We start from the raw sequence: 13,721 nt of genomic DNA, 5'->3' as shown, positions 1-13,721 counted from the left end.
GAAATCGAGTAAGACGGGACACGTGATATCCTGTTTGAATATGGGGGGACCATCCTCCAAGGCTAAATACTCCTGACTGACCGATAGTGAACCAGTACCGTGAGGGAAAGGCGAAAAGAACCCCAGTGAGGGGAGTGAAATAGAACCTGAAACCGTGTACGTACAAGCAGTGGGAGCCGACTTAGTTCGGTGACTGCGTACCTTTTGTATAATGGGTCAACGACTTAATTTTAGTAGCAAGCTTAACCATTTAGGGGAGGCGTAGGAAAACCGAGTCTTAATAGGGCGTTCAGTTGCTAGGATTAGACCCGAAACCGGGCGATCTATCCATGAGCAGGTTGAAGGTTGGGTAACACTAACTGGAGGACCGAACCCACGTACGTTGAAAAGTCCGGGGATGACTTGTGGATAGGAGTGAAAGGCTAATCAAGCTCGGAGATAGCTGGTTCTCCTCGAAAGCTATTTAGGTAGCGCCTCGCGTATTGCCATTGGGGGTAGAGCACTGTTTGGGCTAGGGGGTCATCCCGACTTACCAACCCCATGCAAACTCCGAATACCAATGAGTATGAGCGCGGGAGACACACGGCGGGTGCTAACGTCCGTCGTGAAAAGGGAAACAACCCAGACCGTCAGCTAAGGTCCCAAAGTTACAGTTAAGTGGGAAACGATGTGGGAAGGCTTAGACAGCTAGGAGGTTGGCTTAGAAGCAGCCATCCTTTAAAGAAAGCGTAATAGCTCACTAGTCGAGTCGGCCTGCGCGGAAGATATAACGGGGCTCAAACTGTACACCGAAGCTACGGGTTTACACGTATGTGTAAGCGGTAGAGGAGCGTTCTGTAAGCCGTTGAAGGTCAAGCTGTAAGGCAGGCTGGAGGTATCAGAAGTGCGAATGTTGACATGAGTAACGATAAAGGGAGTGAAAACCTCCCTCGCCGGAAGACCAAGGGTTCCTGTCCCATGCTAATCAGGGCAGGGTGAGTCGGCCCCTAAGGCGAGGCTGAAAAGCGTAGTCGATGGGAAACGGGTTAATATTCCCGTACCGATGTATATTGCGATGGAGAGACGGAGAAGGCTAGGCCAGCACGGCGATGGTTGTCCGTGTTTAAGGCGGTAGGCTGAGTACTTAGGCAAATCCGGGTACTTAAGGCCGAGAACTGATGACGAGTCCTCTTTTGGACGAAGTGGTTGATGCCATGCTTCCAGGAAAAACTTCTAAGCTTCAGATATACATTGACCGTACCCCAAACCGACACAGGTGGTCAGGTAGAGAATACCAAGGCGCTTGAGAGAACTCGGGTGAAGGAACTAGGCAAAATGGCACCGTAACTTCGGGAGAAGGTGCGCCGGTTAGGGTGAAGGACTTGCTCCGTAAGCTCTGACCGGTCGAAGATACCAGGTGGCTGCGACTGTTTATTAAAAACACAGCACTCTGCAAACACGAAAGTGGACGTATAGGGTGTGACGCCTGCCCGGTGCTTGAAGGTTAATTGATGGGGTTAGCGTAAGCGAAGCTCTTGATCGAAGCCCAAGTAAACGGCGGCCGTAACTATAACGGTCCTAAGGTAGCGAAATTCCTTGTCGGGTAAGTTCCGACCTGCACGAATGGCGTAACGATGGCCACACTGTCTCCACCCGAGACTCAGTGAAATTGAAATCGCAGTGAAGATGCTGTGTATCCGCGGCTAGACGGAAAGACCCCGTGAACCTTTACTATAGCTTCACAGTGAACTTTGAACCTACTTGTGTAGGATAGGTGGGAGGCTTTGAAGTGCAGACGCCAGTTTGCATGGAGCCAATCTTGAAATACCACCCTGGTATGTTTGAGGTTCTAACTCAGGTCCCTAATCGGGATCGAGGACACTGTGTGGTGGGTAGTTTGACTGGGGCGGTCTCCTCCCAAAGAGTAACGGAGGAGCACGAAGGTGCGCTCAGCATGGTCGGAAATCATGCAAAGAGTGTAAAGGCAAAAGCGCGCTTAACTGCGAGACAGACACGTCGAGCAGGTACGAAAGTAGGTCTTAGTGATCCGGTGGTTCTGTATGGAAGGGCCATCGCTCAACGGATAAAAGGTACTCCGGGGATAACAGGCTGATACCGCCCAAGAGTTCACATCGACGGCGGTGTTTGGCACCTCGATGTCGGCTCATCACATCCTGGGGCTGAAGCCGGTCCCAAGGGTATGGCTGTTCGCCATTTAAAGTGGTACGCGAGCTGGGTTTAGAACGTCGTGAGACAGTTCGGTCCCTATCTGCCGTGGACGTTTGAGATTTGAGAAGAGTTGCTCCTAGTACGAGAGGACCGGAGTGAACGAACCTCTGGTGTTCCGGTTGTCACGCCAGTGGCATTGCCGGGTAGCTACGTTCGGACGGGATAACCGCTGAAAGCATCTAAGCGGGAAGCCTCCTTCAAGATAAGATCTCACTGGAACTTAGAGTTCCCTAAAGAGCCGTTCGAGACTAGGACGTTGATAGGTTGGGTGTGTAAGCGTTGTGAGGCGTTGAGCTAACCAATACTAATTGCTCGTGAGGCTTGACCATATAACACCAAAGTGGTTTTAAGCTACAAAGATTTACGATACAAACCAACGGTTTGACCTTGGTTATCGACTACTTCAAAGTCTAATTGTTAAAGATATCAAGTTTACGAACTTGCGTGTTTTGGACAAGGCAACAAGCCAGCCAGAACGAACGCAAACCCGTTTGCTTGACGATCATAGAGGCGTTGAACCACCTGATCCCATCCCGAACTCAGAAGTGAAAAGCGCCATCGCCGATGGTAGTGTGGGAGATCCCATGTGAGAGTAGGTCGTCGTCAAGCTTTTAATTTAAAGAAGCCCTGATAGCTCAGCTGTCAGGGTTTTTTTACGTCTGAAGAAAATACCTTGCCTTGATCACCCCTGGGGTTCTATCCCCGATAGAATCCATACCGTCCCCAGAAGTGTGTCTAGTAAAGGACGTTGTATTAGGCGCCCCTCTCTCATTAAATGTTTTTGTTTCGACCAAAAAACAAACCATTTAACAAAAGAGAGACTATGGACACTTTAAAACTAAACACTCAACAGATACAAGCCGCCGTTGATCAGCTAACTTTGCAGCCTGACGGTATCAATAAATTACTCGAGATGGCGATCAACAGCCTGATGAAGGCCGAGCGAGCAGCTTATCTTGAGGCTGCTGTACAAGGCAATAAAGCAAATGGCTATCGCAACGTGAATGGCTTTGGTATCGGAGAGGCTTTATCACTGCAAATCCCAAGGGATCGATTAGGGCACTTCAAGCCGACACTACTCAATATTATGAGGAATCAATCGGACACGCTGAATGAGTTGTGTTTTGAGCTGTATGCTAAGGGCTTAACAACGCGTGATATCGAATCCATTACACATACTATCTACGGTCAGCATCTGTCAAAAAGCCAGATCTCTCGTATTACTGTTAGCTTGTCCGATGCAATGCGAGAGTTTAGAGAACGGCCACTAAACAGCTATTATCCCATCGTATATCTTGATGCCACGTTTGTGAAAACCAAACGAGAAAGAGTCTCCAGTGAGGCGTATTACATAGCGTTAGCGGTTTTACCTGATATGACTCGAGAAGTGATTGGTATCTATAATGCACCAACAGAGTCATCAAGTTTTTGGGATGAGATTTGCCAAGATCTTAAAGACAGGGGAATGCAGCAAACAGACTTATTCGTCATCGATAACCTTACCGAACTCGATAGCACATTAGAAAAGCACTTTGATGCTTCAATTCAAAAGTGTGTGCTACATCTCAAGCGATCCATACTGAACAAGGTCAAAAAGCAGCATCGCCTAGCCGTCGTCAGTGACTTGAATGAGATTTTTCAAATTGAAAATCGGGAGGATACAAAAGAACAGTTGCTAGACAGAGCACAACAAGTGGCCCAACGGTGGCAGCGCTACTACCCTCATATGAAAAGGCTAGCTGATCCATATTGGCTCTCATATTACTCAACTTATCTAAGCTTCGAGTATGATATCCGAAATATGATTTACACCACCAACTGGATTGAGCGACTGAACAAAGCCTTCAAAAGAACATTGAAAATTAGAAACTCGATGCCTAATGTTGAATCAGTGTTAACTCTTTTAAGCAAGGTTGCGATTGATATGAATAGCAGTACTTATCGTCACCCAGTGAGTCGATTCCAAAAGAGCAATTTATTTAAATAAGAGATAAATAAAGATGTTTGATGAGAGCAGAGACACACTCAATGGGACGATACCGTAAAGGTCGTTGTATTAGGCGCCCCTCTCTCATTAAATGTTTTTGTTTCGACCAAAAAACAAACCATTTAACAAAAGAGAGGGGAGCAGGGCGTACCTTGGCTTTTAAAAAAGTGCAGGGCATTACTTTTGAAAAACGATATAATACGCGAAGTATATGATGTGCGTTTATTAGAGGTTTTACATGGCTAAGTCCTTACAAGAGCAGCTGTTAGGTGCTGGTATTGTCGATAAGAAAAAAGCGAATAAGATTAAAGCTGAGAAGCTTCAGACCAAGCAAAAGATGAAGAAAGGTCAGCTAGACAATTCGGCTGAAAAAGCACGTCAAGCTGAGTTGAAGCGTCAGAAGGAAGAGAAAGCGGCACGTGATAAAGAGCTGAATCTAAAGCGTCAAGCTGAAATTGAACACAAAGCTATTCTAGGTCAAATCCGTCAGATCATTATTCAAAACCGTGTTCCAAAAGAAGACGGTGAGATTGCCTATAACTTTACAGATGATAAAAAAGTGAAGAAGCTATATGTCTCTGAGAAGATGCATAAGGATCTATCTGAGGGGCGTCTAGCGATTGCTAAACTGGAAGGCCAATACGAGATCGTACCAAAAGGTATCGCCGAGAAGGTTCAGGAAAAAGAACCTGAAATGATTCTAGTATTGAATAGCTCTTCTAAAGCGGAAGAGATCGATGAAGACGATCCTTATGCTGAATTCCAAATCCCTGATGATTTGATGTGGTAAGAATATAAGAAGGGCCGATTTAGTCGCAATGCTGTTCACTTAAGAAAATAACAGCATAATTAGTTAAAATCCAGTAACCATCAGGCTACTGGATTTTTTATGCCTCTTCACCAAACCTTGCTTGAAATCGACGAACTACACCAATTCTCAGACCAAAGTACTTTTACTCAAAACATCCCTGTTGAGTGGGTCGAATCCGCCCTTACGCTCACTCAGAGTGCAACCATTCGTAGGCGGCGATTACCATCAGATCAGGTGCTTTGGTTAGTGTTAGGCATGTCGCTCTTCAGAGATGAACCTATTGCTGATGTGGCACGACGTTTAAACATCTGCTCCCAAGGCTTGGCTAATGACTGTTTACTAGCAAAAAGTGGCATTTCTTCCGCTCGCCAGCGGTTAGGTCCCCAGCCTCTTGAGTGGTTATTTCGCAAAACAGGTTATCATTGGGGAAGTGAGCGTTACCCAGCAGATGACTGGAATGGACTGCAAGTTTTCGCTGTTGATGGTGCGTTGTTCCGAACGCCTGACACGCCCGAGTTACGAGAGCACTTTGGGTCTGGTAACACCTCGACTAACCGTCAAACACCTTATCCTATGCTAAGGCTAGTCAGTCTTATGAATACAAGGTCTCACATCATGCTTGATGCCCAAATCAGTCCCTATCGCAAAGGTGAAATTCGAATGGCTGAGAACTTTGTATCTCGTATCCCTGACCACTCTGTAACACTGCTAGATAAAGGTTTTTGGGGAGCCGACCTTTTGCTTAGCATCAATCGTGACAATGACAATCGCCATTGGTTAATCCCTGCCCGTAAGGGGTTGGTTTATGAGGAGGTTGAGCAGTACAACTCACGGGATAGATTACTGCGCATGAAGGTCTCAGATCAGGCTAAAAAACGCAATTCAAGCCTACCTGAATACTGGGATGTCCGCGCGGTGACTTATGAAATCAATAAGGTTGAGAAGACGGTTTATACTTCCTTGCCCTATGCGAAATTCAATACAGAAATGGTGAGCAAGTTATACCATGAGCGCTGGGAAATCGAACTAGGCTTTAGAGATATCAAAAGCTCAATGAACAATAATGCTCTCACTCTTAGAAGCAAGAAAGTGGAACTGATTTATCAGGAGGTTTGGAGTTTATTACTAGCCTACAATGTTGTAAGGCGTGAAGCAGGGCAAACAGCCATTGCTTGTCAGAAATCCCCAAGTGAAATAAGCTTTAAGGCGGCATACTGCTATATTGCGAGTCAGCTCATTGTGCTGTCTCAAGCACAGCCAGTATCAAAGACAGGAACTCGCTTGGTTCACCTAAGATCAGGTATTGGAGAGTTGTGTATAAACTACCGTTCTAGGCCTTCTAGACCTAGGACGGTAAAAATAGACAAGACCCGTTATCCGGTGGATCGCAACGCTGCTCCCCTTAAGTGAACAGCATTGCCGCATATGCGAGGCTTTCTGGATTAAACTGTCTTTCAAGCACATTGCTGGCTATCGTATGAGTTTCTCCTGATCGAGTTCTAGGCTTACGGTAACCCACCTGGGTCTTGAGTCCCGCTCTTCGCATCAGATAATGCACTCGATTAATACCACAAGATTCATTCAAGGATTTCAGGTCTTGATAGATCTTTCGATAACCGTAGACACAACCCGATTCCAACCAGAGTTGTTTGATTAGACCTGTTAATCGTTCATTTTCCTTAGCAAGTTTTGATTTTGGCTCTTTCAACCAAGCGTAATAGTCACTAGGGTGAACATCGAAGAGATTACACAGTCGACATACTGAAAAGTCAGCACAGTGATCCCTGATAAAGGTGTATCTTAGTCTGGGTGGCTTGCGAAGTACGCCGCGGCTTTTTTTAACAAATCGCACTCTTCCGTCACTCGCTTGAGTTCTTTACGAAGACGAAGAATCTCGCTCGACTCAGCAGAGGCCTCTACAAACGATTCTGCCTCAGGGCCATATCGTTTAATCCAAGCGCATAAGCTGTGAGTGGTGGTGTCTTAAAGCCTGCTTCAGTCACTTGCTTAACCGCTTCAGTTTTGAATTGTTCTGGGTAACGTGTTTTGCTCATAAATACCTCTCATTTAGATCATTTTATCTAACTAAAAGGTCTCTAGCTAACTAGTGGCGATTCAGAGAGTTATTCAGGGACGGCTTAACATAATCTAAAAAAACATTACATTTCAGCCTTATCAGTAATGTTATGGTGGAAACATGTCCACTATTAATGGAGACATATATTATGTCCATTAAGCTAAAGTCCATCCTTATTTTAGTTATTACAACTATAATATCTCTTGCTTTACTAACGACGGTGTTAGTAATGCAAATGAAAAAAGATTCGACAGTCGCACTAGAGCAAGCAGCGGCAGAACGACTAATTGCTATTCGCGAAGCCAAAAAATCGAGCCTTGAAAACTATCTAAATACTATTAATGATCAGCTGCTCTCTGAATCGAGCAGCCCTTTAATCATTGAAGCTACACGGGCGTTCACTCAAGCTTATAAAAACTATTCTTCGCAGACCAATGTATCAAGAGACTCGCAATTTAAAGCGGTTAAAAATTATTATCAACAATCTTTTTTAACAACTTTCAAATACAATAATCCTGGTGAAAGTCTATCCTTGGACCCTTTGTATACTTCGCTAAGTGATTCGGCTCTCGCCCTTCAACAACAGTACATCAGTGCTAATAAGCACCCTCTTGGATCAAAGCATTTACTAGACGCTACAGATCAAAAAACAGACTACGATCAAGCACATAGTGCTTATCATCCCTACTTCCGTAATTTCTTAGAACACTTTGGCTTCTATGACATTTTTGTCGTATCCGCAGAAACAAGTGATGTTGTTTACAGTGTCTATAAAGAAGTCGATTTTGCAACGTCATTGAAAGATGGGCCTTACAAAAGCTCTGGATTAGCGCAAGCTTATCAAGCAGCGATGTCTCTTGATCAAGGTGAGTCTGCAATCACACAATTTCAGGCTTACCTCCCATCTTATAACAGCTATGCTTCATTTATTGCTAGCCCTATCTTCGACAGAGGGCAACGTGTGGGTATATTAATCTTCCAAATGCCAATTGACGGCATTAACAACATTATGACTGGTAATCATAACTGGCAAGAGTCTGGTTTAGGGGATTCCGGCGAAACGTATTTGGTCAATCAAAAATCCAAAGCGATCACTGTAAGTCGATTTCTAATTGAAGACGCGGACGGTTTTAGCCAAGCGCTACGCAACGGAGGCGCAAGCAATGATGTAGTGAACGCTATCGTAAAACGTAACAGTAATATCGGTTTACAAGCGATTGACACTGAAAGTGTTCGTTTAGGTTTGTCAGGGCAAACTGGATATAACATTATCAACGACTATCGCAATGTGTCTGTAATTTCTGCTTTTACACCGGTTCAGTTCAAAGGTTTAAAATGGGTATTATTAAGTGAAATTGACACCGAAGAAGCCTTTGCCACAATAAATGATCTAACTCACAGTATTATTATAAGCGCCCTGATCACACTGACTCTTTTCAGCTTACTCGCGGTCTTAATCGGGATTGTTTTTTCAAGAAAACTGGTACAACCTATACTAAGCCTAAACCGCATCTTACGGGATGTAGCAGACACAAAAGACCTTAGTATCCGGGTGCCCGTTCGAGGTAAAGACGAAGTTGCTCAAATCAGCCATAATTTCAATGGCCTTATGGAGGCGTTTGATAGCGTTATAAAGAAAATCAAAGGGGCGACAAATGATGTGGATGAATCAGCCAAACATCTAGGCGTTATTAGCGATCAAACTCAACAGAATATGCATCAGCAGCTAGTAGAAAGTGAGCAGCTGGCGACAGCAATGAATCAAATGACAGCTACCGTCAACGATATTGCCAGTAATGCGGCGCAAGCAGCCGAATCAGCTAAAAAAGCAGATGAAGCCACAATGATAGGTCGTGATAAGTTAGAGCATACAGAGCAACATCTTCAAGGCTTGAACAATGAGATTAAGCAATCCGCCAATATCATTAATCAGCTAAGCAACGACAGTCAGCGCATTGCTAACATTCTTAATGTAATCAGTGACATCTCAGAGCAAACCAACTTATTGGCACTAAATGCGGCGATCGAAGCAGCGCGTGCTGGCGAACAAGGTAGAGGTTTTGCTGTCGTCGCAGATGAAGTCAGAACACTTGCAGCAAGAACTCAAGAATCAACATTACAAATTGATGATATTATTAAAGTACTACAAAGTAGCAGCGAAAAAGCGGTTAATGCGATGAGAACCAATGCCCAACATGCTGAAGAAACAATGAACCAAGCTCGAACAGTATGTGAAGCGCTGGATCTTGTCGCAAGTAATGTAAGCAACATGACCGATGTTAATATACAAATAGCCAGTGCGGCGGAAGAGCAGACACTCGTTGCCAATGAGATAAACAGCAGCGTTGATCAGATTGTTCATATTGGTAAAACATCAAATGAAGGTGCAGCCCAAGTTGCTCAAACCAGCCAGCAACTTGCGCAACTAAGCCATTCATTAAAGAGCCAATGCATTACTTTTAAATCTTAAATAGTCGTCCCTGAATAATGGCGCTTTTAGACTAAAGCGCCATCTCATTTTCTAGTCTTCGCGGCAATAAGACTGGCTTCCATTTCATTCCGCTATAAAAGCAACCCCAGATCAAGGCAAAATTTAGCCACTTCAGCAGCTTACGAAGGTTTTGACCACAGGCACTTAAGATCGCGTTAATCGCATCGCCTAGTATGCCTTTGAGGAAGCATCGTCTGAGTTTTCCATCTGATTTGAGGTGCCCGATGATGGGTTGCTCCCTATGCAGATAACCTCGCTTATCACGCATTCCTTGAAATGCAACGTGTTGAAAGCTTGGGGAATAGTTGGTGTGCGTCCAGTTAGTAAAGGTCTGTCGCCCGTAAGTGATAACTTTGATAAATACGAGGATGCTAAACCTGATTTAGTCAGCCGATTGGGGCTATGTTGTAGTTACTGTGAACGACCTATTAAGACTTTGCTTGCGGTAGAACATATTGAGCCGAAGGATACAAATGAGGCTCTAGAGAAGGTGTGGAGTAATTTCCTTTTAGCTTGGGTAATCCCCCCGAAAAATAACAGCAGCCAAAAGTAGAATTTTCTCGTACTCTAAACGCAGGAGGTTCTGCATGAAAAAATCACGTTATACCGATAGCCAAATCATGGCCATACTAAAGCAAGCAGAGGCAGGCACACCCATTCCTGAGCTATGTCGAGAGCATGGTATGAGCTCGGCAACATTTTACAAATGGCGGTCCAAATATGGTGATATGGATGCCTCTTTAATGGCTCGTATGAAAGAACTTGAGGAAGAAAACCGTCGTCTTAAAAAGATGTATGCAGAAGAACGGTTAAAGGCGGAGATCATACAGGAAGCCATGGCAAAGAAGTGGTGAAGCCATCCCTTCGACGAGAGATGTCACTTCATGCTGTAGCGAATAAGGCGGTGAGCATTCGTTTGGCCTGCTCTGCTTTTATGATCAGTGAAACCTGTTATCGTTACAAGAGCCTTTTGAATGATGACAATGCTTTGATCGCTAAACTTTTAGTTGACCTAGCAGAGACTCAAACGGATTGGGGGTTTGGGCAATGCTTCTTTTATCTAAGAAACGTAAAAGGCCACACTTGGAATCATAAACGTGTCTATCGAATCTATTGCGAGTTGGCGTTGAATCTACGAATCCGCCCAAGAAGACGCTTAAAGCGGAACGTACCTGAACCCTTGAAGGAGCCAACCAAACGAGATCAGGTTTGGTCTATGGACTTTATGCATGACCAACTTATCGATGGTCGCCACTATCGTCTATTTAACGTAATCGATGACTTCAAGCGCGAAGGACTAGCGATGGAAGCAGGCTTTTCCTTACCGACCTTGAGGGTGATACGCACGCTTGAGCAATTGCTTGAATGGCGAGATAAACCACAGATACTGCGTTGTGATAACGGGCCGGAATTTGTGAGTCATGAGTTTACTCGTTGGGCTAAAAAGAAAGGCATTAGAGTTGAATACATCCAACCTGGCAATCCACAACAAAATGCTTATATTGAACGATATAATCGAACAGCTAGATATGGATGGGTAAGCAAGCATCTTTTTGAAACACTTGAGGAAGTGCAAGACTATGCAACGAAATGGTTGTGGTTTTACAATCACGAAAGACCACATACAGCTAACGGAGGCAAGCCACCTCTAATGGCTGCTTAACCTCTACTTTTGAGCTAAGTTAAAAAAGGGAGGATTACCCTTGTGTTAATTGTAACTCATGCAAAGGCTCTACTCCTGTTAATGTACAGAATATATTGCTTCCTGATAGGGACAATACTTTCTTAGCGTATGAGTACAGTTATGATGGAAAGGTTTCTCCATCGAAAGTATTAAATGATCAGCAGGTCTACTTCAGCACAGAACACTTTAGAGTTAATTATCCTTGATAAACCGATCCAAGCTTACATAGACTCAAACGATCAGTTAGTTGCTCTTATAAAAAGCTTTAAAGGAACAGGCGGTAGTGGTGGTTTCGATCTCAATAATGGGACAACTATTGCACCTGCTCCAAACCCGGATGGCTGGACCGCGGGTAGTAAAGTCTAAGCATGAATAGAAAAGTAAGAGCTTTAACTGAAATAGAAAAACAGGCTCACCGCCGCGACATGGCCGAGTCTTCTGCTTGGGGGCGTGCCGAGCAGAAGCGTCGTCGTGAAGAAAAGACGAAACAAAGTGCTGAACATGGTATTAATATGCTCTACTACAGAGCTAAGCCCCGAGCAGCCCTAGTTAAATGGCGGCATACTGCTATATTGCGAGTCAGCTCATTGTGATGGCACAAGCACAACCAGTATCAAAGACTGGAACTCGCTCAGCTCACCTAAGATCAGGTATTGGAGAGTTGTGTATAAACTACCGCTCTAGGCCTTCTAGACCTAGGACGGTAAAGATAAACAAGACCCGTTATCCGGTGTATCGCAATGCTGCTCCCCTTAAGTGAACAGCATTGCGATTTAATCGGCCCTTTTGCTTTTAGTAAGTGATATCTAATCGTTTATTTGTATGCCCAACTGTTTACGGGCAGCTTTGACAACGGCTGGATCTATAGGTGGTGGGCTTAAGTCTACTTCTTTTGAGAGCGCTTCGATTACAGTATTGAGTACCTCTATACGAGCAAACCATTTCTTATTACCTGGAATGATAGTCCATGGAGCTGAAAGAGTTGAAGTACGCTGGAACATCTCATCCGTAGCAGTTTCGTATTCGTCCCATTTTGCACGGTTACGAATGTCTTCTTCCGTCAGTTTCCATTGCTTCATCGGGTTGTTGAGGCGTTCTTCAAAGCGCTTTAATTGCTCATCTTTAGAGATATGCATAAAAATTTTAATGATACGGACACCATCATCAGTCAGCATGCGTTCAAATTCATTGATTTCTTGGTAAGCCCGTTGCCACTCGTGAGGCGAAGCAAACTCTTCAATGCGTTCAACTAATACACGCTCGTACCAAGAGCGGTCAAAAATAGCGATGGAGCCAGGCTTAGGTAGACGGGCCTGAAATCGATATAGGTAATGTCGGCCTTGCTCGTCTTTTGTTGGTGAAGCGATTGGATGTACTCGATAGCCACGCGGATCGAGCTTTTCAGTGATTCTGCGAATTGCACCACCTTTCCCCGCAGCATCCCAGCCTTGGAAAACAATAATTGCTCGTTTACCTTGATGGAAATATGCTTGCTGCACCTGAAGCATCAGCTCTTGAGCTTTTTTCAGTTTCTTTTGGTACTGCTCCTTATTCTTTAACTCATAATTCTTATCAGTTGTATCAATGTCATTGAGACGAGGAGGGGATGGTATTAGAGTGATCGCACTTGGGGAGAACATTCCTTGCTCCATTTCCAGTAGATGAATTTATTCAACAATATACAAACTTTTGGATAGACGCTATCCATATGGTGTTATCGCTTTAGCAGTCTCTTTGCTTTCCTTATAATGGTTATGTTTCAAATGATTGAATAGTGGAGAGTTTTTTGCCAGCAATACTTTATAGCTTTCGACGCTGTCCTTATGCGATGCGAGCACGCTACACACTTGCTTTGCTTTCTCAATCAGTAGAGTTGAGGGAAGTTGTGTTAAAGAATAAGCCTGAGGCATTGTTAAAGCTTGGTGGACGCTCGACAGTGCCTCAATTAATTGTTGATGGCAAACGTTACCCTGAAAGTTTTGACATTATGATGTGGGCGATTAACCAAGCTCCGGCGTCTAGCATGAGCTTACAGCTTTGGCCTCAACACAAAGTGATGCAAACGAAGATTCAGACTTGGGTGTCTTATAATGACCGCTGCTTTAAGTATTGGTTGGATCGATATAAGTACGCAGATCGGCACCCTGAATTCACGGAAGAGTTTTATCGGCAAAAAGGTGAGCGTTTTCTAAAGCGATTAGATGTTCGCCTCAGCCGTTATCCTTACTTAATGGGAGAGTCGATGACGTTAGCTGATGTCGCAATATTTCCATTTATTCGTCAGTTTGCTGGGGTAAAACCAACTTGGTTTGCGGATTCAAATTATCCAAATTTAAAGCGTTGGTTGAGTGGTTTCATAGACACAGAGCAATTTGCAGCGATCATGTCAAAGTATGAACCTTGGCAGGAAGGCCAGCCCACTATTATATTTCCAACACACCTCAATTCTTGAGGTGTGTTGGC

9 protein-coding genes, 2 rRNA genes and 2 pseudogenes (1 of these 13 only partly in view) are annotated in these 13,721 nt (G+C 44.3%); 10 read left to right on the top strand and 3 right to left on the bottom strand.

Annotated features, from left to right (window positions below; genetic code table 11):
* The 5 genes from ACXAC1_RS02145 to ACXAC1_RS02125 form a co-directional block, all read left to right on the top strand.
* Window positions 1-2,537 (top strand): 23S ribosomal RNA (locus tag ACXAC1_RS02145); it begins 350 nt to the left of the window's first position.
* A gap of 165 nt (window positions 2,538-2,702) precedes the next feature.
* A 5S ribosomal RNA gene (rrf, locus tag ACXAC1_RS02140) occupies window positions 2,703-2,817 on the top strand.
* A 214-nt stretch (window positions 2,818-3,031) separates the two neighbouring features.
* Window positions 3,032-4,195 (top strand): IS256 family transposase, encoded by a 1,164-nt coding sequence (locus ACXAC1_RS02135; RefSeq protein WP_475058256.1) that lies wholly within the window; start codon window positions 3,032-3,034, stop codon window positions 4,193-4,195.
* 238 nt (window positions 4,196-4,433) lie between these two features.
* Window positions 4,434-4,985 carry a DUF2058 domain-containing protein gene (locus ACXAC1_RS02130; protein ID WP_475058255.1) on the top strand — a complete coding sequence of 184 codons (552 nt, stop codon included), beginning with the start codon at window positions 4,434-4,436 and terminating at the stop codon, window positions 4,983-4,985.
* A gap of 99 nt (window positions 4,986-5,084) precedes the next feature.
* Window positions 5,085-6,416 carry an IS4 family transposase gene (locus ACXAC1_RS02125; protein WP_475058252.1) on the top strand — a complete coding sequence of 444 codons (1,332 nt, stop codon included), beginning with the start codon at window positions 5,085-5,087 and terminating at the stop codon, window positions 6,414-6,416.
* A gap of 28 nt (window positions 6,417-6,444) precedes the next feature.
* Here the strand turns inward: ACXAC1_RS02125 and ACXAC1_RS02120 are convergent.
* Window positions 6,445-7,060: pseudogene (locus ACXAC1_RS02120) on the bottom strand (IS3 family transposase); the annotation flags it as partial.
* A gap of 252 nt (window positions 7,061-7,312) precedes the next feature.
* Between ACXAC1_RS02120 and ACXAC1_RS02115 the strand changes: the two are divergent.
* Window positions 7,313-9,553 carry a methyl-accepting chemotaxis protein gene (locus ACXAC1_RS02115; protein ID WP_475058250.1) on the top strand — a complete coding sequence of 747 codons (2,241 nt, stop codon included), beginning with the start codon at window positions 7,313-7,315 and terminating at the stop codon, window positions 9,551-9,553.
* Window positions 9,554-9,584: 31 nt separating this feature from the next.
* Here the strand turns inward: ACXAC1_RS02115 and ACXAC1_RS02110 are convergent.
* Window positions 9,585-9,809: pseudogene (locus ACXAC1_RS02110) on the bottom strand (IS5/IS1182 family transposase); the annotation flags it as partial.
* 352 nt (window positions 9,810-10,161) lie between these two features.
* Between ACXAC1_RS02110 and ACXAC1_RS02105 the strand changes: the two are divergent.
* The 3 genes from ACXAC1_RS02105 (at window position 10,162) to ACXAC1_RS02095 (ending at window position 11,851) form a co-directional block, all read left to right on the top strand.
* Window positions 10,162-11,237, top strand: a protein-coding gene (locus ACXAC1_RS02105) for an IS3 family transposase (protein WP_475058248.1) whose coding sequence is annotated in 2 segments (ribosomal slippage) — window positions 10,162-10,423 and window positions 10,423-11,237 — 1,077 coding nt in all. Because the reading frame shifts where the segments join, the coding sequence is not laid out codon by codon here.
* A 174-nt stretch (window positions 11,238-11,411) separates the two neighbouring features.
* On the top strand, window positions 11,412-11,624 hold the full coding sequence (locus tag ACXAC1_RS02100; protein WP_475058245.1) for a hypothetical protein: 213 nt from the start codon (window positions 11,412-11,414) through the stop codon (window positions 11,622-11,624).
* Window positions 11,625-11,626: 2 nt separating this feature from the next.
* Window positions 11,627-11,851, top strand: a complete 225-nt coding sequence (locus ACXAC1_RS02095) for a hypothetical protein (protein ID WP_475058243.1) — start codon at window positions 11,627-11,629, stop codon at window positions 11,849-11,851.
* A gap of 213 nt (window positions 11,852-12,064) precedes the next feature.
* Here the strand turns inward: ACXAC1_RS02095 and ACXAC1_RS02090 are convergent, their stop codons facing one another.
* Window positions 12,065-12,898, bottom strand: a complete 834-nt coding sequence (locus ACXAC1_RS02090; protein WP_475058240.1) for a polyphosphate kinase 2 family protein — start codon at window positions 12,896-12,898, stop codon at window positions 12,065-12,067.
* A gap of 146 nt (window positions 12,899-13,044) precedes the next feature.
* Here ACXAC1_RS02090 and ACXAC1_RS02085 point away from each other — a divergent pair, with 146 nt between their 5' ends.
* On the top strand, window positions 13,045-13,710 hold the full coding sequence (locus tag ACXAC1_RS02085; protein WP_475058238.1) for a glutathione S-transferase: 666 nt from the start codon (window positions 13,045-13,047) through the stop codon (window positions 13,708-13,710).
* Window positions 13,711-13,721 lie beyond the last annotated feature (11 nt).

Source organism: Marinomonas sp. AWM4_232 (assembly GCF_056158325.1).
The sequence above is the reverse complement of the archived record's forward strand: the minus strand, read 5'-3'. Positions and strand labels throughout refer to the sequence as shown.

Excerpts from the sequence above, each read along its gene's own strand:
- ACXAC1_RS02135 (WP_475058256.1), top strand. The coding sequence starts at position 3,032 with ATGGACACTTTAAAACTAAACACTCAACAGATACAAGCCGCCGTTGAT.
- ACXAC1_RS02115 (WP_475058250.1), top strand. The coding sequence starts at position 7,313 with ATGCAAATGAAAAAAGATTCGACAGTCGCACTAGAGCAAGCAGCGGCA.
- ACXAC1_RS02130 (WP_475058255.1), top strand. The coding sequence starts at position 4,434 with ATGGCTAAGTCCTTACAAGAGCAGCTGTTAGGTGCTGGTATTGTCGAT.
- ACXAC1_RS02125 (WP_475058252.1), top strand. The coding sequence starts at position 5,085 with ATGCCTCTTCACCAAACCTTGCTTGAAATCGACGAACTACACCAATTC.
- ACXAC1_RS02090 (WP_475058240.1), bottom strand. The coding sequence starts at position 12,898 with ATGTTCTCCCCAAGTGCGATCACTCTAATACCATCCCCTCCTCGTCTC.
- ACXAC1_RS02100 (WP_475058245.1), top strand. The coding sequence starts at position 11,412 with ATGATCAGCAGGTCTACTTCAGCACAGAACACTTTAGAGTTAATTATC.
- ACXAC1_RS02095 (WP_475058243.1), top strand. The coding sequence starts at position 11,627 with ATGAATAGAAAAGTAAGAGCTTTAACTGAAATAGAAAAACAGGCTCAC.